At 65.0% G+C, this 18,116-nt stretch carries 19 protein-coding genes; 11 read left to right on the top strand and 8 right to left on the bottom strand.

The window, feature by feature from the left end; all coding sequences use genetic code 11:
- Positions 1-112 precede the first annotated feature (112 nt).
- Positions 113-2,422, top strand: coding sequence for an NADP-dependent malic enzyme (locus tag I6F17_RS05165; RefSeq protein ID WP_225128478.1), 2,310 nt, complete (start codon positions 113-115; stop codon positions 2,420-2,422).
- A gap of 269 nt (positions 2,423-2,691) precedes the next feature.
- The gene (locus I6F17_RS05160; protein ID WP_036033934.1) at positions 2,692-3,144 is read left to right on the top strand and encodes a DoxX family membrane protein; all 453 of its coding nucleotides are present in this window, start codon (positions 2,692-2,694) and stop codon (positions 3,142-3,144) included.
- Positions 3,145-3,147: 3 nt separating this feature from the next.
- On the opposite strand, the gene I6F17_RS05155 is transcribed toward I6F17_RS05160, so the two are convergent.
- The 5 genes from I6F17_RS05155 to I6F17_RS05135 all read right to left on the bottom strand — a co-directional run bounded on the left by I6F17_RS05155 (position 3,148) and on the right by I6F17_RS05135 (position 8,508).
- A complete protein-coding gene (locus I6F17_RS05155) occupies positions 3,148-4,263 on the bottom strand; it encodes a helix-turn-helix domain-containing protein (RefSeq protein ID WP_225128480.1) in 1,116 nt (371 codons plus the stop codon).
- 299 nt (positions 4,264-4,562) lie between these two features.
- Positions 4,563-5,114: a dihydrofolate reductase gene (locus I6F17_RS05150; protein ID WP_225128482.1), complete on the bottom strand. Its 552-nt coding sequence runs from the start codon at positions 5,112-5,114 to the stop codon at positions 4,563-4,565.
- 9 nt (positions 5,115-5,123) lie between these two features.
- A complete protein-coding gene (locus I6F17_RS05145) occupies positions 5,124-6,146 on the bottom strand; it encodes a polysaccharide deacetylase family protein (protein ID WP_036000479.1) in 1,023 nt (340 codons plus the stop codon).
- Positions 6,147-6,325: 179 nt separating this feature from the next.
- The gene (locus I6F17_RS05140; protein WP_036022762.1) at positions 6,326-6,895 is read right to left on the bottom strand and encodes a glutathione peroxidase; all 570 of its coding nucleotides are present in this window, start codon (positions 6,893-6,895) and stop codon (positions 6,326-6,328) included.
- Positions 6,896-6,984: 89 nt separating this feature from the next.
- Positions 6,985-8,508 carry a L,D-transpeptidase gene (locus I6F17_RS05135; protein ID WP_225128485.1) on the bottom strand — a complete coding sequence of 508 codons (1,524 nt, stop codon included), beginning with the start codon at positions 8,506-8,508 and terminating at the stop codon, positions 6,985-6,987.
- A gap of 208 nt (positions 8,509-8,716) precedes the next feature.
- Between I6F17_RS05135 and I6F17_RS05130 the strand changes: the two genes are divergently transcribed.
- Positions 8,717-9,265 (top strand): CreA family protein, encoded by a 549-nt coding sequence (locus I6F17_RS05130; RefSeq protein WP_036000425.1) that lies wholly within the window; start codon positions 8,717-8,719, stop codon positions 9,263-9,265.
- Positions 9,266-9,277: 12 nt separating this feature from the next.
- On the opposite strand, the gene I6F17_RS05125 is transcribed toward I6F17_RS05130, so the two are convergent.
- A complete protein-coding gene (locus I6F17_RS05125) occupies positions 9,278-9,490 on the bottom strand; it encodes a hypothetical protein (RefSeq protein ID WP_225128487.1) in 213 nt (70 codons plus the stop codon).
- A 412-nt stretch (positions 9,491-9,902) separates the two neighbouring features.
- Between I6F17_RS05125 and I6F17_RS05120 the strand changes: the two genes are divergently transcribed.
- Positions 9,903-10,067 (top strand): hypothetical protein, encoded by a 165-nt coding sequence (locus I6F17_RS05120; protein ID WP_167361658.1) that lies wholly within the window; start codon positions 9,903-9,905, stop codon positions 10,065-10,067.
- Between the two features lie 33 nt (positions 10,068-10,100).
- Complete coding sequence (locus I6F17_RS05115; protein WP_036000421.1) at positions 10,101-10,463, top strand: hypothetical protein; 363 nt, start codon at positions 10,101-10,103, stop codon at positions 10,461-10,463.
- 10 nt (positions 10,464-10,473) lie between these two features.
- Here the strand turns inward: I6F17_RS05115 and I6F17_RS05110 are convergent, their stop codons facing one another.
- Together I6F17_RS05110 and I6F17_RS05105 are read right to left on the bottom strand one after the other, a co-directional pair.
- Positions 10,474-10,719, bottom strand: coding sequence for a DUF6719 family protein (locus I6F17_RS05110; protein WP_225114136.1), 246 nt, complete (start codon positions 10,717-10,719; stop codon positions 10,474-10,476).
- Between the two features lie 67 nt (positions 10,720-10,786).
- Complete coding sequence (locus tag I6F17_RS05105) at positions 10,787-12,256, bottom strand: PLP-dependent aminotransferase family protein (protein WP_225128489.1); 1,470 nt, start codon at positions 12,254-12,256, stop codon at positions 10,787-10,789.
- 74 nt (positions 12,257-12,330) lie between these two features.
- Between I6F17_RS05105 and I6F17_RS05100 the strand changes: the two genes are divergently transcribed.
- The 6 genes from I6F17_RS05100 (at position 12,331) to I6F17_RS05075 (ending at position 18,073) form a co-directional block, all read left to right on the top strand.
- Entirely contained in the window at positions 12,331-13,056 is a 726-nt protein-coding gene (locus tag I6F17_RS05100) for a pyridoxamine 5'-phosphate oxidase family protein (protein WP_025035905.1), read from the top strand.
- Between the two features lie 54 nt (positions 13,057-13,110).
- The gene (locus I6F17_RS05095; protein WP_036000410.1) at positions 13,111-14,388 is read left to right on the top strand and encodes an ArgE/DapE family deacylase; all 1,278 of its coding nucleotides are present in this window, start codon (positions 13,111-13,113) and stop codon (positions 14,386-14,388) included.
- 250 nt (positions 14,389-14,638) lie between these two features.
- Positions 14,639-15,451 carry an alpha/beta hydrolase gene (locus I6F17_RS05090; RefSeq protein ID WP_109143966.1) on the top strand — a complete coding sequence of 271 codons (813 nt, stop codon included), beginning with the start codon at positions 14,639-14,641 and terminating at the stop codon, positions 15,449-15,451.
- Between the two features lie 32 nt (positions 15,452-15,483).
- A complete protein-coding gene (kynA, locus tag I6F17_RS05085; RefSeq protein ID WP_036033884.1) occupies positions 15,484-16,323 on the top strand; it encodes a tryptophan 2,3-dioxygenase in 840 nt (279 codons plus the stop codon).
- Positions 16,324-16,331: 8 nt separating this feature from the next.
- Positions 16,332-17,534: a kynureninase gene (gene kynU / locus I6F17_RS05080; protein ID WP_225128490.1), complete on the top strand. Its 1,203-nt coding sequence runs from the start codon at positions 16,332-16,334 to the stop codon at positions 17,532-17,534.
- A 140-nt stretch (positions 17,535-17,674) separates the two neighbouring features.
- Entirely contained in the window at positions 17,675-18,073 is a 399-nt protein-coding gene (locus I6F17_RS05075) for a PaaI family thioesterase (protein ID WP_036000401.1), read from the top strand.
- Positions 18,074-18,116: the final 43 nt, after the last annotated feature.

The following is an 18,116-nucleotide window of genomic DNA, read 5'->3' as shown; positions in this document are numbered from 1 at the left end:
GCCACCGGGCCTTCGGCCGTGCTTCATCCCGTTTCCATGACCCGGAAATACGGTCCGCTTGGCCCGTCGAATCGTGCATTTTTGGGGCCGGTAACGCGAGGCGAGACACCGCATGTCGTCCTATTCTGATGATCTCCACCAGGCGGCGCTCGCCTACCACCGTCTGCCGCGCCCTGGAAAGCTCGAGATCCAGGCAAGCAAGCCGCTTGCCAACCAGCGCGACCTCGCGCTGGCCTATTCGCCGGGCGTAGCCGCGGCCTGCACGGAGATCGCCAAGAATCCGGCCGAGGCGGCCACGCTCACCACGCGCGCCAACCTGGTTGCCGTGATCTCCAACGGCACCGCGGTGCTCGGCCTCGGCAATATCGGTCCGCTGGCCTCCAAGCCGGTGATGGAAGGCAAGGCGGTCCTGTTCAAGAAATTCGCCGGCATCGACGTGTTCGACATCGAGATCGCCGCCGACACCATCGACCGCGTGGTCGAGACCGTGGCCGCGCTGGAGCCGACCTTCGGAGGCATCAATCTGGAGGACATCCGCGGGCCGGAATGCTTCGAGATCGAAGCGCGCTTGAAGGAGCGCATGAAGATTCCGGTCTTCCACGACGACCAGCACGGCACTGCGATCATCGTCGCCGCCGCCATCACCAATGGCCTCAGGCTGAACGGCAAGAAGCTGTCCGAGGTCAAGATCGTCGCGTCGGGGGCAGGGGCCGCGGCGATCGCGACACTCAATCTCCTGGTCTCGATGGGCGCGCAGCGCAAGAACATCTGGGTCTGCGACATCGACGGCCTCGTGCACGAGGGCCGCAACACTTCGATGGACCGCTGGAAGGCGGTCTATGCGCAGAAGACCGACAAGCGCACGCTCGCCGACGTCATCGGCGGCGCCGACATCTTCATCGGGCTCTCGGCGCCGGGCGTGCTCAAGCCGGAGATGGCCAAGGCGATGGCCGACAAGCCCCTGATCATGGCGCTCGCCAATCCGGTGCCGGAAATCATGCCGGAAGAGGCGCGCAAGGCGCGCCCCGACGCCATGATCTGCACCGGCCGTTCCGACTACCCGAACCAGGTCAACAACGTCCTGTGCTTTCCTTTCATCTTCCGTGGGGCGCTCGATGTCGGCGCCACCGCGATCAACGAGGAGATGAAGCAGGCCGCCGTCGAGGCCATCGCGCAGCTCGCGCGCGAGGCGCCGTCGGATGCCGTCGCGCAAGGTTTCGACAGCGGCGAGACGCAGGGCTTCGGTCCGGGCTCGCTGATCCCGAGCCCCTTTGATCCCAGGTTGATCTTGCGCATCGCGCCGGCCGTGGCGAAGGCGGCGATGGAATCGGGCGTCGCAACGCGCCCCATCACCAATTTCGACGAATACACCGCGCTGCTCGAGCGCTTCGCCTTCCGCTCCGGCCTCGTCATGAAGCCGATGTTCGCCAAGGCCAAGACCCAGCCGGTGCGCGTGATCTATGCCGAAGGCGAGGACGAGCGCGTGCTGCGCGCAACGCAAGTCGTGCTGGAGGAAAAGCTGGCTCGGCCGATCCTGGTCGGCCGTCCGTCGGTCGTGGAGGCGCGCATCAAGCGCTTCGGGCTCTCGATCCGGGCCGGCAAGGATTTCGACCTCGTCAATCCCGAAGACGATCCGCGCTACCGCTCCTACGTGCAGTCCTATGTCGAGGTCGCCGGTCGCCGCGGCGTGACGCCGGATGCAGCCCGCACCGTGGTGCGCACCAACAACACGGTGATCGCCGCGCTCGCGGTCACGCGCGGGGAAGCAGACGCGATGCTCTGCGGCGTCGAGGGCCGCTACATGAGCCATCTGCGCCATGTCCGCGAGATCGTCGGCTTCTCGCCTGGAATCGGCGACTATGCGGCGCTGGCGCTACTGATCACCAGCAAAGGCGCCTTCTTCATCGCCGACACGCAAGTTCGCCCCAATCCGAGCGCGGAGGAGCTTGCCGAGATCGCATCGCTCGCCGCGGTCCACGTCCAGCGCTTCAACATCAAGCCGAAGATCGCCTTCGTCTCGCATTCGGATTTCGGCAGCTACGACACGGATTCCTCGCGCAAGATGCGGCTGGCGACCCAGCTTCTGAAGGACAAGCATCCGGAGATCGAGGCCGACGGCGAAATGCAGGGCGACACCGCACTCTCCGCAGCTGCGCGACGGATGGTGCTGCCGCATTCCAAGCTGGAGGGCGAGGCCAACATCCTGATCATGCCGACCCTGGATACCGCCAACGTCGCCTATCAGATGATCAAGTCGCTGGCGGACGCGCTGCCCGTCGGCCCGATCCTGGTCGGCCCGGCGCGGCCCGCGCATATCCTCACCCCCTCGGTGACGGCGCGCGGCATCCTCAACATGACGGCCGTGGCCGTGGTGGAAGCGCAGGAACGCGCCTCGCGGCAGCAGCCGACGTTGTTTACGTAAGGCCTCAACGTCCCACGAAGTCGTCATGCCCGGGCTTGTCCCGGGCATCCACGTTCTTTGTGCGGTGGGACAGCTCGTGGATGGCCGGGTCAAGCCCGGCCATGACGCCGAGAGAGTAGTACTCAGCTCATCCCAGCTGGTTCGATTCCGCTAGGGAGCGCCAACTTTGAATTCCGATCAGTTCGCCATTTCCCCGTTTGAAAAGCCCAAACGGACTCTCCATAATCTCCTCAAGCGTTCTGTGCTCTGAGCTTGCCAAGAGGCCGATCATGCCAGCGTTCGTGACTTTCGGGCGAATCCTGTTCGCCGTGCTGTTCATCTACACGGGCGCGACCAAGCTCTTTGCTGTCCAGGCCACCGCCGACGTCATCGCAACCAAGCTCGTGGTGCCCGATGTCGTCGCGCCTTATGCCCAGCAGGTCGAGACGGCGACCGCCATGACCACGCCGCAGCTCTTGGCGATCGCGATCGGCGGGCTCGAGATCATTGCAGGGCTGATGATCGCGCTGAATTTCGGCGCGCGTTTCTTCGCGATGCTGCTGATCGTCTACGTCGCCGTCGCGACCGTCCTGTTCTACGATTTCTGGAACATGGCGGCGCCCGACAACGCCAAGATGCTGGTCGACGCGCTCAAGAACCTCTCGATCATCGGCGCGCTCTGCATGATCATCGGCTATGGCCGCACCACGCGCCCGGCTGAGGCGGCCTACGGCGACGTCTAGCGGTCACTCCGCTGTCGGCGGCGCGATCTCGCGCATCCAGCGGGAAATCGTCGCGCTGCTCGCTCCATCGCTGCCGCGCTGTCGGCCGAGCAGGGCGGCCTCCCGTGCGGCGCGGGGCGTGATGCCGTAGGCGGCCTTGAACGAGCGCGTGAAGTGCGCGTCGGTGCCGAGCTGCCAGCGCCGTGCCACCTCGCTGATCCGGGGGCCCCGCGCGCCCGAATTGGCGAGGTCGAAGAAGGCGCGGTGCAGCCGGCGGCTGCGGATGTAGTCGGCGATGCCGCCGACCGGGGCGAACAGCCGGTACAGCGAGGCCCGGGACAGGCCGAAATGGGCGGCGATCGAATTGGCCGACAGATCCTCGCTGGCAAGGCCAGCTTCGATATATTGGCGGATCCGCATCAAGGACGGGCTTGCCGCGACGCTTTGGTCGGCGTCGGCCTCGCCCCGTTCGATTTCGTTGCGAAGGCACGCGGCCAGCAGCGACACCGTGCCTTCGACCACGGATTGGCATTCGTCGAGGCTCATGCGCGGCGCAAATTCGAACAGGGCGGTGAGATGCCCCGCCAGCAATCGTGCGATCACGCTGCTGCCCGGCAGGACCAGGCCATGCAAATCATCGACCCGCAAGAGATGGGCGGCGAACATCGGGCGCGGCACGACCAGCGTGACATTCTCGAACGCCGTGGCCTTGGTCTCCAGCGTCTGGGCGAGATCGAACAGGCAGATGTCGCCGGCGCGTACGCGCATCGGCCGTGTGCCGGCAACGCCGTCATAGCCGCCCTTCAGATAGAGCTGGAGGATGATGTGGTCGACGCCGCTGCGCGCGATCGTTTCGGCCGTCCGGCGGAAACGCTGGCCGCTGGCACGGCTCAGCCCGATCAGCACCGGCCCCATGGCGTAGGAGCTGACGTCGGCGCGAAACGGGCCCGGTTCGCCGGCGGCGAGCTCGTCCACCTCGAACAGCGTGGCGACGGCTTCCCGCCACGCTGCGATGTTCGCCTCCGTCTCCATCTGATCGGCGCTGAAGCCGAATACCGGCAGCAGGGACGATATCGGGGCGACATCGTCATTCAATCCGGAAGCGTCCGTCGGACTAGTCGTCGTGCAGTCGTCGCTCATTCTGGCCGTGGGTTAGTTTTTGCTCTTTTGTCTCAGTCTATTGATGCGGTGTGTCGCAGCTGCTGGCTCGTATTGACGCCGCGCCTCGGACGTCGGCTATAGCGCCACGACCGCCGTCGGGGCCGATTATCGGGTCTCGGCAAATATGCTAGCCGGCTTTGCGCTGGCCGGCGGCGGGACCAATTTTAGCACGGCACACCAGCAATATGTGGAGCGGTATGATGTTGCCGGTACGGTGCATGGGGTTGTTTTTCCAGTTTGGGTCGGAGCCGGCGTAAGCGCCGCCACTGCCGGGCAGGCTACCCCCGCCGCCACGGGGTCACGGTCACTTCATGCGCCGCGTCGAGGAGGTAGGGCGCACCCGGCCTCATCCCGTGCGCAGCCAGCACCTCGTGAGGCGTCCGCTGGGGCACGCCGACGAAGCAGCCCTCGCCGGCGGGCAGCCGCACATGCGGAGCCTCCGACAGCCAGAACGTGTCGTAGCGGTCCATGAACAGGTCGAACACGACCGGTCCGCCGATGACGGCGACCATGCCGGATGCGACGTCGGCGAAGGCGCAGGCCTGCTCGAAGTTCGCATGCTCAGGATTCCACAGCGTCGCGTTCGGCATCTCCGGATCGACGGTGAGGTCCCTGATCTTGCGGGTCAGGATCAGCCGCTTGCGCCTGGCCGAATTCGGCTGCTGCTCGTGCGAGTTGCGGCCGTGCACGATCAGCGCGGCGCGATCGAGCGCCTGCTCGAAGAACCGCTGGTCACCTTCGAATTTCAACGTCTCAGGCATGATATGCGACGGATCGGCGAGCATGCCGTCCGCGGAGACGATGACGTAGCCTTCGATACGGAAAGACAAGTGCGACGGCTATTCGGAAACGGTGGTCACCACCGAATTGACCGGGCGCTGGCTCACCGTCGGCAGCTTGAGATCCTTGAGCAGCTCTTGGTCGTATTCCGGCAGCGTCGAGGCCGGGAACTTGGCGCGCATCGCTACCACCTTGTAGCCGCCCGCCTTCAGCCGCTTGAGCAGCTCGGGTAGGGCCTCCGCGGTGTGCTTCTGGAAGTCGTGCATCAGGATGATGCCCTTGCCCTTGGTGTCGAGCTTCTTCATCACGGTCTCGACGATCTTCTCGGGCTTGGAAGCCTTGAAGTCGAACGAGTCGATGTCGCAGGAGAAGCTCGCGACATTGCGGTTGCCGAGATAGGTGACCATCTCGGGCGGATGCTGCAGCGCCGGGAAGCGGAAGAACGGCGCGGGCGAGATGCCGCCGAGCGCCCACTTCACCGCCGCAAAGCCCTTCTCGATCTCGTCCTTGCGCTGCGCTTCGTTGAGCTTCTTGTTGTTGAGGTTGGCGTGCGACCAAGTGTGGGCGCCGACGGTGTGGCCGGCTGCGTAGACCTGCTTGAGGACCTCCGGCTCGTAGGTCGCGTGCTTGCCGATGATGAAGAAGATTCCGGTGGTGCATTCGTCCGCGAGCGCCTTTAGCACCGCGGGCGTGTTGCGCGGCCAGGGGCCGTCGTCGAAGGTCAGCACGACCTCCTTGTCACGCAGGAAGTCGAGCTCCTTGAAATGCTCGAAGCCGAAGCCGGGACCGCCCGTGGTGTCGATCTCGACGGTGCGGGCGACGCCGAGTGCGCCCGGTGTGTTGCAGGCCGCGCGGGCCGGCTGCGGCGGCTGTTTCGGCGGGGGCGGATTGACGAAGCCCGCTGGCGCCGCAGCCGCTGCTGCGGGCGCTGGAGCTGCAGGGGATGTTGCAGCCGCTGGTGTTGCCGCCGGCGCGGCTTGCGGTGCGGCCGCGGGCTTCGCGGCCGGCGTCTGCGACCATGCGGCGCCGGAGAGCGCCACCGACATCGCACCTGCTAAAATCAGTCCTGCCGCTACGCGCATGGTGATGTCCCTCGAGATTGATCCCGTTGTTCCGCCGTGGCTTTTCGCCTGCGGCAAAAACCGTCCTGCCCAAAACAATCCTAGCCTAGATGGTGCGCCATCGCCATTGCAACGGCTGTTTGATGCCGCGTCGCAATTGTGCCCAGCCGGATGGCGTGCACTTGAGTCGTGCACGTGAGTCAAGTGTCGGCCAGGGCCCTTGCAATGGCGGTCTTGATCCGCGTGTCGGCCGGCTCGACGGCGGATGGAAATACCTCGGCGATATAGCCGTCGCGGCCGATCAGGTATTTGTGGAAGTTCCAGCGCGGAACTTCCTTCGGTCGGGCTTCCGCGGCCCATTTGTAGAAGGGATGCGCCCGCGCACCGACCACCGCAGCCTTGGCCGTGATCGGGAAGGTAACGCCATATTGGTGGTGTGCGGTCTGCGTGATCTCGCTGCTGCCACCGGGCTCCTGGCCGCCGAAATCGTTGGACGGCACGCCGATCACGGTGAGCCCGCGCCCGCGAAACTCGTTCCAGATTTCCTGCAGGCCGGCATATTGCGGCGTGTAGCCACAGAGCGAGGCCGTGTTCACCACCAGCAGCGGTTTGCCGGTGAACGTGGCGAGGCGGATGTCGTCGCCTGACAATGCGGGGAAGGAGAAGGCGTAGGCCGAGATCCGGCTCATGGCGCCATCGGCGAGGGCGCGCGTGACAGGCGCGAACGCGCCCGCAAGCGTGACGCTCAGCACGGTTCTGCGATTCATCATGACGGCGTCCCCCGAGATGATCCGAGGGCAGATTACTCCGCCACTGCGGCCTCGCGCGTCAACACCGCGTTATCGGTCCTGCGAGAGAGCTAGTACAGGCGGACGATGAAGTCGGTACCTTCGCCGGTCTCGCCCTGGTTGATGCCCTGGTCGGAGACGATGATCGAGCCGCCTGACGTCAGCATCTCGTTGATTTTCGCCATGGTCTCAGTGGGGACCGAGATGCGGTTGAGGGCTTCGGCTGGGCTGTCCGGCGTCACCACCGGTTTTGCGGCGACGGGGATCACGGCGGCACCGCGCTGGCGGCGCGCCACGCGGTTGTCGTCCTCGCGCGCCACGGAACGGGCGGACACGGGCAGCGACACCACCGACCAGTGCAGCGTGTTGGCATCGGCCTTGTCGAGCTCGGCGGTGAAGACATGCGTGCCGAGCGGCCGGTCGCTCGCGGCGATCGTGACAGGCACCTCGAACAGCGGCGCAAAATTCTGCCGCACATAGAGCTTGGAATCCTTGCGGCTGATGAAGACGGCAATCTGGCCGGCCCGCTTGGGTGTGTCCGGCTTTGCCGCCGGCGCAGGATCGGTGAGGCGGCCCTCGTCCTTCTTTGCATCGGGTGCGGTGGCGAGCGCCGGCGCATCGGGTGCCTTCGCGGCTTCCGTTTTGACCGGGTCGACCTTGTCGGCAGGCTTGTTCTCGGTCGCCGGCTTGGCGGCGTCTTCGGACGCAGGCTTGGCCGCTTCGGCCGTCTTGACCTCGTCGGACGTCGCCGCGGCTTCCTCGCGCGCAGCCGCATGGCCGGTGGTCACGTCCGACAACACGGTGTGGCCGACCGAGGTGCGCAGCTCGACCACGCTGTCGGCGCTGGCCGTCTTGGTCTCGACCGGCTTGGCTTCGGTCGTGCCCTTATCGGCCTTGTCAGCGACATTGGTCTGCGGCGCGAGGCTCGCGGCGGGCTGCGGCGGCACGCGCATGGAGGCGAGCACGGGATGGGAGAAGCTTTGCGGCGACACCTGGCCGGGCGCCACGATCACGCGCGCGCCCATCCTGGTCCAGTTCCACATCTTCATCGCGAACGCCATGGGCATGCGGATGCAGCCATGCGAGGCCGGATAGCCCGGCAGCGCGCCAGCATGCATCGCGACGCCGGACCAGGTGATCCGCTGCATGTACGGCATCGGCGCGCCGCTATAGAGGTTGGAGCGGTGGAATTTGTGCTTCTGGATGATGCTGAACACGCCCATCGGCGTCGAGTGGCCCTTCATGCCCGTCGACACCGGTGATTCCGCGAACACGCCGGCTTTGTCGTAGACCGTCATCTTCTGCCGGTCGATCGAGACGACAATGACGAGTGGCCCTTGCGGCTTGGTGCCGGCTTCCTTCTCGACAACGACGTCCTTCTTGCTTGCGGCGCCGCGCTTTTGCGGCTTCGGGCGCGGTATTTCGGGAAGCCGGTTCGGCCGGGCGTAGTAGGGCCGGTCGGAATAGTCCGTCCAGTAATAAAATGCTGCGTTTGCTTCGCTGGTTGCGCCGATCGCACCCGCCGCCGTCAACATGGCGACCTGCCACAGCCGTGCCGGCTTGGCAGGCGAACCCCACCCGTTCACGCTGTTCATCCTCGAATCCATTATCCAAATCAGACGTTAGTCTCGCAAAGGGGATACGCGTTCACCAGCAGCGCGGTTCTGCCATCAGCTACTTTTGTCCAAGGCGTAGCAAAAAAGCCTCACGGAGCGGTAAACGGCGGCCTGGTCCGCTCCTCTGCCGCCTTCCTGACCGCCGCTTGCGTTCCTACATTGCGGGGACTTGTTAGCGGAGAACTTCATGTCATCTCGTTTCCCCGGTCTTTCGAGCATCCGTCTGAAAGGCCTCGCTTTATTCCTCCTGGCTCTGACCGCGCCAATGGCGTCGGCATCTGCGGCCGACGAACCTGATCTGATCTTCCGCCGCTCTACCGTGTTCAAATGGATGAGCCCGAACGACAAGCTCGCGACCTATGGTCTCGACGATCCCGAAGTCGAAGGCGTCGCCTGTCATTTCACGGTGCCGGAGAAGGGCGGCTTCAAAGGCTGGCTCGGCCTTGCCGAGGAGGTCTCGGATATCTCGCTGGCCTGCCGCCAGGTCGGTCCGGTCAAGTTCAAGCACAAAATGGAGCAGGGCGACGACATGTTCCGCCAGCGCCGGTCGCTGTTCTTCAAGAAGATGCAGATCGTGCGCGGCTGCGACGCCAAGCGCAACGTGCTGGTCTACATGGTCTATTCAGACAAGCTGATCGAAGGCTCGCCCAAGAACTCGACCTCGACCGTGCCGATCATGCCGTGGGGACCTGCGGACGCAAACGTCCAGAAGTGCGGCGAGTTCTTCACGCAATGAGGCGCTCCGCGTTCACTCCTGCAACGCGCTCGCGTTCACCCGGCGGCGATCGCGCGGCGTCGCAAGGCGCGATCCGGTCAGTCGCACGAACGTCTGCGGCGCCGCCTCGAGGCCGCGGCTCGATTGCAGCGCCATTGCGCCGGTGCTGCCGCGAATGATCGGTTGATCTGCGCGCTCCGTCGGTGGATTTTCATCGCGCGGCGTTGCGCGATTTCCCGCCACCATGGCCATCCCTCACGTGAATGCGCCCGATGATCCGGGCGTCTCGGTTTCGATGGCTTGGGTCGTTGCCGAACCAATTCCGGTTCGACAGGATCCAGCCTTCTTTTGCCGCCCTTTCAGCAGAAAAACGTAAAATGCATGTGAAGCGCGCGCGGCGGCCGCGTGACAACGCCTGGGCGGGGTGCACGTCCGTGCCGGCGCCGGAACTTGGCAGGCGACTTTGGCCTGCCGCCAGACCTATCTGAAATAACTGGCATTTTCCGAGAATTGTTTCGTCGCCGTGGCCGGGACGAAACAATTCTCACGAAGACGAAACCATTTTCAGTTTTTCGCGCATCACGCGCGAAACCGCCCATGGTTATCAGGCTCATAACGACGACGGCGCACCGCCGGCCACAGAATTGGGACACAGATCATGCGCGCGCTCAGCTTCATCCTTGCTTTCGGTTTCGTGCTCGCCGGCTCCTCGTTGGCGGGTGCGCCCGACGGCAATCTCCCCGGTGTCGGTACCTTCCAGTACAGCGGCTCGCCCGTTGCGGTTCCGGCCGCTCAGCCGATCATGGTCGCCGCGCGCTTCTGACTGCACACAACGAAACAGCCGGCAAAGCCTATCATGTTGCTTCGTCTCTGCGCCGCCGCGTTCGTGTCCCTTCTGACGATCAGCTCCGTTCAGGCGCAGGTCCGCTCACCTTCCAGGCTACCCGATCCGCGTGGCGAATTCGTGCGCCAGTGTGCGCCGCACATGCTCGGGCGCTGGCAGCATCCGGAAGCGGTCTGCGGCTGCCTGCACGATCACGCCGCCGCGGCCGTCGAGGATCGCGATCTGCGCGAAGCGCTGCTGCGCGGCATCAGCGAGACCGGCGTGCCCACCATCGAGACCGATTGGGTACCGGCCTCCAAGCACAGCGAGATCGGCCCGACCTTCACCAAGATCGCCAAACCGACCCTGCAGTGCATGTTCGATCCGGCGAAATAGTCCCGGATCCTTACTTCGTTTTCGGTCCGTGCCGCGGCACGCAGGAACTCGTGCGCGAGACTCCCTTGTCGGTCATCTTCGCGCCGCGCACTTCCCTGAGCTGACCGGCGGGGCAGGTTCCGTCATCCACGAGCACGCGCTGGCCGAGCTTCAGATCGCCGATGTCCTGCTCGCGTCCGACTGTGGCAGCGGGTGCCGTCGAGACAAGCGCGATGGAGATCAGCAGCGAGAGGCAGGTCGCGTGGCGCAGCAGCATGATGTGAGGTCCCGGAATCGATGCCGCAATCTAGGGAGCGGCGGGCGATTCTGATAGTGAAGCTTCGTCAGGCCCGGCGGGCCGGTTTTCCTTTTGCGGCCAAGGCTGCGCGCGATTCCCTCGCGAGACGTTCCGCGGACGCCACGAGCTGCGGCACGGGATGTCCGGAAAATCCCAGCACGAAGCCGGGCAGGGGACGCCCGCGCGAATAGGTGTCGGCCAATAGCCAGCCTTCGGCGCCGGCCGCCTGCTTGGCCAGCGCCGCCACCGCCGGATCGACGGCAGGATCGAACCGGGCGACAAGATGCAGGCCTTGTGAGGGCACCGGCACCGAAAGCGCGCCACCGGATGCGACTTCCAGCCTCTCGGCGAGCACGTCGCGCGCCTCGCGATAGAGTTTCCGCACGCGCTTCAGATTCGCGGCGAAGGCGCCGGAATTGAGCATGTCCGCCACCGCGCCCTCCATCAGCGTGCCGGGAAAGCGGTCGAGCGCCGCCCGCGCCGCCGTCACCTCCGCGATCAGGCGTTCGGGCAGGGCGCAATAGCCGATGCGCAGGCCCGGAAACAGCGTCTTGGCAAAGGTGCCGAGATAGATCACGCGCTGGAGCCGATCGATGCCGGCGAGCGACATCAGCGGCGCGCCGTCATAGCGGAACTCGCTGTCGTAATCGTCCTCGAGCACGAATGCGCCGGCCTGTTTGGCCCAGTCCAGAAGCTCGAGCCGTCGCGGCATCGACATCTGCACGCCAAGTGGAAACTGGTGCGACGGCGTAACGTAGGCCGCGCGCGCGGACGGTGCCGCGATGCGGCCTTTGGCGACGCGCATCCCGTGCTCGTCCACCGCGACAGGCACAGTGCGATAACCGCAATGGACGATGGTTTTTCGCGCGGCGGGATAGCCCGGGTCCTCGCACCAGACCTGGTCGCTGGATTTCAGGATCGCGCTCAGCACGATGCGCAGCGCGTGCAGCGTGCCCGAGGTCAGCATGATCTGGTCGGGATCGCAACGCAGCCCCCGCGCCGACAACAGATGGTCGGCGATCGCCACGCGCAGCTCGCGGCTGCCGCGAGGGTCGCCGTAATGCAGGTGCTCGGTTCCGAATGCGCGCATGCGGCGGCCGACGAAAGCGCGAAAGCGCTGCACGGCGCGCTCGTCGATATGGGTGCAGCCAAGCGCAAACGCGCCTTGCTTTGGCGCTTCGAGAACGACCTTCGGCTTATTCGGCTCGGCGGCGCGCTGGGGGATACGCGCCGCGACGAACGTTCCGGAGCCGACCGTCGCGTCGGCAAAGCCGTCGGCGATCAGGCGCTCATAGGCGGTGACGACGGCGTTGCGGCGGAAGCCGGTCTGCCTGGCCAGCGTCCGCGATGGCGGCAGCGGCTCGCCCGGCCGGACCAGGCCGGAGACGATCATCTCGCACAGTGCCTGATACAGCCGGTGCGCGGCAGAAGCGCCGGCCGTGACGTGAGGGCCGGTGAGGTCGAGCGGAAGCTCGGGCTTGGTTCGGGACGACGAATTGGTCGGAATTTTTTGCATGGAATTGGAACTATCGCAGACCAAATGCGCCGCTACAACTGCTCCGGATTTCTTCCATCCGAGCAGGAGCGGCTGTGAGCCAGACCGAGACCTCGAATTCCTATCCGACATCGGCACGCAACCAGGTGAAGCGCCGGCACGACCGCGGCTTCTATGATCACGACACGGTTCATCGCATCCTGGATTCTTCGATGCTGTGCCACGTCTCCTACGCAATCGACGGCCAGCCCTATTGCACGCCGACCTTCTTCTGGCGCGAGGGCACCAGGCTGTACTGGCACGGATCGAGCGCCAGCCGCATGCTACGCAACCAGAGCAAGGGCGAGCGCGTCTGCCTGACGGTCGCCCATCTCGACAGCCTCGTGCTGGCACGCTGCGGCTTCAACCATTCCGCCGACTACCGCGCCGTGATGGCGTTCGGCACGGCCTATCTCGTCACCGATCCTGATGAGAAGGAGCGCGCGGTGATCGCCATGGTCGATCGCTTCTTCCCGGATCGCACCGCCGGCCTGCGACAGAGCACTACGCAGGAAATCAAGGCGACGTCCTTCATCGCAATGGAAATCGAGGAAGCCTCGGCCAAGATCCGCGCCAAGGGCGTCGCCGACGATGACGAGGACTATGCGCTGCCGATCTATGCGGAGCGCATTCCGGTCCGCACCGTGCTCGGCGCCCCCGAACCGTGCCCGCGCCTGCTCGATGGTGTCAGCCGGCCTGCGACTCTGAACGGCTATTCCGAAGGCCGGCTGCTCGAAGATGCATTGCGGGATGCATATTTTCTGGAGTACCCGAACGGCTGAAATCGGCTAGTTTGCGCGCTCCCTGGGACCATTGGAATGTCTGGAGTCGCCCGAATGAATGCCGAAACGCAGCAGAGGATTCTTGACGCCGTCGACAGCGGCTTCGAGGCTCAGCTCGCAACCACCCGCGATTTCGTCGCGATCCCTTCGACCCGCGGGGCGGAGGGACCATGCCAGGACATGATCGGCGATCTCCTGCGCGAACGTGGCTACGAGGTCGACGACTGGCATATCGACGTCGAGGATTTGAAGGATCTGCGCGGCTTCGGTCCGATCGAGCACGACTTCTCGAAGGCGCGATCCGTGGTGGGAACTTACCGTCCGAGAACCAATGGCGGCAAGTCGCTGATCCTGCAAGGGCACTGCGATGTGGTGCCGGCCGGTCCGCTGGAATTGTGGGAAACGCCGCCATTCGCGCCGGTCATCAAGGACGGCAAGATGTTCGGCCGCGGTGCCTGCGACATGAAGTCCGGGACGATCGGTGCGCTCTATGCGCTGGACGCGATCAAGGCCGCGGGCTTCAGGCCGACGGCGCGGATCCATTTCCAATCGGTGATCGAGGAGGAGAGCACCGGTGTCGGCGCACTCTCGACGCTGCAACGCGGCTATCGCGCGGACGCCTGCTTCATTCCGGAGCCGACCGGCGGCAAGATGGTGCGCTCCCAGGTCGGCGTGATCTGGTTCCGCCTCCGCGTGAAGGGGCATCCGACCCACGTTGCCTTCGCAGGCTCCGGCGCGAACGCGATCATGGCGGCATATCACCTGATCCAGGCGCTGCAAAAGCTCGAGATCGAATGGAACGAGCGGGCCAAGGCCGACCGTCACTTCAAGACGCTCGACCATCCCGTCAACTTCAACGCCGGCATCATCAAGGGCGGTGACTGGGCCTCGAGCGTACCGGCCTGGTGCGATGTCGACTGCCGGATTGCGGTGTTGCCGGGCTGGTCGATCGCCGATCACCAGAAGGAGATCATGGCTTGCGTCGCCGCCGCTTCGCGCAACCACCGCTTCCTCGCCAACAATCCGCCGCAGGTCGAATGGTCCGGCTTCCTGTCGGAAGGCTATGAGCTGACCAACGCCGCGGAGCCCGAGGCTGCGTTCGGGAAGGCCTTCAACAGGGTCTATGGCGGTACGCCAGAGGACCTCGTCTTCACGGCGCTGACCGACACGCGCTTCTACGGCCTCAACCACGGCATCCCGAGTCTGTGTTTTGGTGCCAGCGGAGGCGAGATGCACGGCTTCAACGAGTTCGTCGACCTGGAGTCATTGAAGAAGGCGACCAAGGCGATGGCGCTGTTCATCGCGGAATGGTGCGGCGTGGAGAAGGCGTAGCGGTCTCCCCATCGCCACTGCGGTAGGGTGGGCAAAGGCGCACTTGCGCTATGCCCACCACCTTTCTCTCGGATGAACCAAGATGGTGGGCACGCTCCGCTTTGCCCACCCTGCGACAGCTCAGCTCGTAGCGGTCGCTGCCCAATCCACCGGCTCCCTCAATCCTTTAAGCTTAAAAGAAAGACTAGGATGCCGCCCTGACCGGTGGCAGACTGGGTTCGGTTCGTCGGACGAGTCCTCGGGAGCAACGATGCGCGATTGGGATGACGCTTACGCCAATTCGGCCCACATCCCGGGCTCGGACAAGCTGCCGGCTCTGTGGGCGGAGCGGGCGGCGGCCTACCGCGCCGGGCTGAAGGAATTTCGCCCCGACATCGCTTACGGCGCCGGCGAGCGCCAGAGGCTCGATCTGATCCTGCCTGACGGCGACAGCAAGGGTCTCGTCGTCTTCGTCCATGGCGGCTACTGGATGCGCTTCGACAAATCGACCTGGACCGATCTCGCCGAAGGTGCGCGGCACCATGGCTGGACGGTGGCGCTGCCGAGCTACACACTGGCACCAGCTGCCCGCATCTCCGATATCACTGCGGAGATCACCGCCGCGATCGCCAAAGCGGCATCACTCGTCTCGGGGCCGATCCGGCTCGCCGGCCATTCCGCCGGCGGCCATCTCGTCACACGCATGCTGTGCGGCGACAGCCGGCTCGAGTCCGCCGTCTACAACCGCATCGCCGGTACGCTCTCGATCAGCGGCCTGCACGACTTGCGTCCGCTCCTGAAGACGGGGATGAACGAGACGCTGCGCATGACGATGGAGGAGGCGACGCTGGAAAGCGCGGCGCTGCATCTGCCACGAGGGCGTTCGCCAGTGACGGCCTGGGTCGGCGGCAGCGAGCGGCCCGAATTCATCCGCCAGTCCGATCTGATGGCGAACATCTGGACCGGCTTCGACGTGCCGACGCACCTCGTCGTCGAGCCCGGCCTCAACCATTTCACGGTGATCGACGGGCTCAAGGATCCGTCGTCACAGATCACCGCGCGCCTGATCGGCCTCGATGAATGAGGCCAGGGACGATCAATCGAGAGGGGCCAGCCATGACGTCCAGCGATTACGATCCCACAAGCGAAGGCGCCGAGACCGATTTCACCCGGCGCATGTCCTACGGTGATTATCTCGCGCTGGACGCGATCCTCGGTGCGCAGCATCCGCTGTCGGAGGCGCATGACGAGATGCTGTTCATCATCCAGCATCAGACCACGGAACTGTGGATGCGGCTCGCCATCCACGAGCTCGCCGCTGCGCGCCGTGCGATCTCACGGGATGAGGTGCAACCCGCGATGAAGATGCTGGCCCGGATGTCGCGTATCTTCGAGCAGCTCAACGGCGCCTGGGACGTGCTGCGCACGATGACGCCCAGCGAGTATACCCGCTTCCGCTCGCAACTCGGACAATCCTCGGGCTTTCAGTCGCGGCAATACCGGCTGATCGAATTTCTGCTCGGCAACCGCAACCACGCCATGCTGAAGCCGCACGCGCACGATGCGGAGACGATCAAGCTGCTCGAAGCCGAGCTCGCGACGCCGAGCCTCTATGACGAGGTGCTGCGGCTTGCCGACCGCAACGGGCTCAAGATGCCTGCTGCGGTGCTGGCGCGCGACGTTCGCGAAACCCACAGCTTCAACGAAGGCGTGCTGCAGGCCTGGCGTATCGTCTACGAGGCGCCGGAAACCCACTGGATGCTCTACGAACTGGCCGAGAAGCTGGTCGATTTCGAGGACTATTTCCGGCGCTGGCGCTTCAACCACGTCACCACGGTCGAGCGCGTCATCGGCTTCAAGCGTGGCACCGGCGGCACTGGCGGCGTCAGTTATCTCAAGCGCATGCTCGAGGTCGAACTGTTTCCCGAACTCTGGCGCGTGCGTACGATTCTGTAGGGATGTCCATGACCCGGCTTCGCGTCTACGACGATACCAGAGCCTTGTTCCATTTGCCTGACGGCGTGATTTATCTCGACGGCAACTCGCTGGGTGCGCTGCCGCTGGGCGTTGCCGAGCGTGTCAACCGCGTGATCACCGAGGAATGGGGCAACGAGCTGATCCGCGCCTGGAATAGTGCAGGCTGGTATGTGCAGCCGCGCCATCTCGGCGACCGCATCGCGCGGTTGATCGGAGCGGAGGCCGGCTCGGTCATGGTCGGCGACACGCTGTCGCTCAAGGTCTATCAGGCGCTAGCTGCCGCGCTGGACATGAGCGTCTCGCGCAAGGTGATCCTGTCGGATACCGGTAACTTCCCGACTGACCTCTACATGGCCGAAGGCCTGATCGCGACGCTCGGACGGGGCCATCAATTGCGCCTGGTAGCACCGGAGGAGATCGAGGACGCATTGTCTGAGGAGATCGCCGTTCTGTACATCACCGAGGTCGACTATCGCACCGGCCGCCGCCACGACATGGCGAAGTTGACAGCGAAAGCGCATGCGCTCGGCATCGTCACGGTCTGGGATCTCGCCCATTCCGCCGGCGCGCTGCCGGTCGATCTCGCCGGGAGCGGCGCCGATTTCGCCGCGGGGTGCACCTACAAATATCTCAACGCCGGCCCCGGCGCGCCGGCCTTCCTCTATGTCGCACCGCGCCATGCCGACGGCGCGCGCGCCGCGCTGTCGGGGTGGATGGGCCACGCAAAACCGTTTGCTTTCGAGCTTGCCTATGCGTCCGCGGGCGGCGTCGAGCGCATGCGCGTCGGCACCCCGCCGGTGCTCGCCATGGCGGCGTTGGAGGCCTCGCTCGATATCTGGGACAAGGTCGATATCAAGGAGGTTCGTGCGCGTTCGCTGGCGCTGGGCGATCTCCTGATCGGTGAAGTCGAGCGCCGTTGTCCGCAACTCAAGCTCGTGACGCCGCGCGACCATGAGCGGCGCGGCTCGCAAGTCTCCTTCGCCTTCGCCGGCGGCTACGCCGCGATGCAGGCCCTGATCGCCCGCGGTGTCGTCGGCGACTTTCGCGCGCCCGACATCATGCGCTTCGGCCTCACGCCGCTGTACATCGGCGAGGGCGAGATCGTGCGGGCCGCGGAGATCGTCGAAGAGGTGATTTCAGGGGAGGTGTGGCGACGGCCGGAGTATCAGGTCGTGCATGCAGTGACGTGAGGGTGGTCTCGTGCCCCGGACGCAGTGCAGCGCTTCCCGGCTCTGCGCGCCGATGTCAGCATCGCCATTACCTCGGACGTCATTGCTTTGCGGCTTGAAGCAATTCACGTTGAGCCAACAAGAAGTTGGGAGGAGATCCGATGACGCCGCTCGAGAAACTTAAAGCGATGAAGATGCCGTTCGCCGAACTCAAGGGCGTCGAATTTGTCGAGGCGGAGAAGGACCGCGTGGTGGCGCGGATGACGGTCCGGCCCGAACTCTGCACGCTTCACCACACCATCCACGGCGGGGCCGTGATGGCGCTGGCCGATTCCGTCGGCGCGGCAGCGACCGTGATCAATCTGCCCGAGGACGCCAAGGGTACGACCACGCTGGAGAGCAAGACCAATTTCATCGGTGGGGCCAAGGAGGGGGCCACGGTCATCGCCACCGCCACCCCGGTGCACAGGGGTCGGCGGACCCAGGTCTGGACCACCAGATTGGAAACCGAGGACGGCAAATTGGTTGCGGTGGTGACCCAGACCCAGCTGGTCCTGTGAAACTATGGGACTTTGATTTTATTAACGAATTGGTCGCTTCGGT

This window comes from Bradyrhizobium sp. NBAIM18 (assembly GCF_020193825.1).
Classification (GTDB): Bacteria; Pseudomonadota; Alphaproteobacteria; order Rhizobiales; family Xanthobacteraceae; genus Bradyrhizobium; species Bradyrhizobium yuanmingense.
This window is presented reverse-complemented; position numbering and strand designations above follow the sequence as displayed.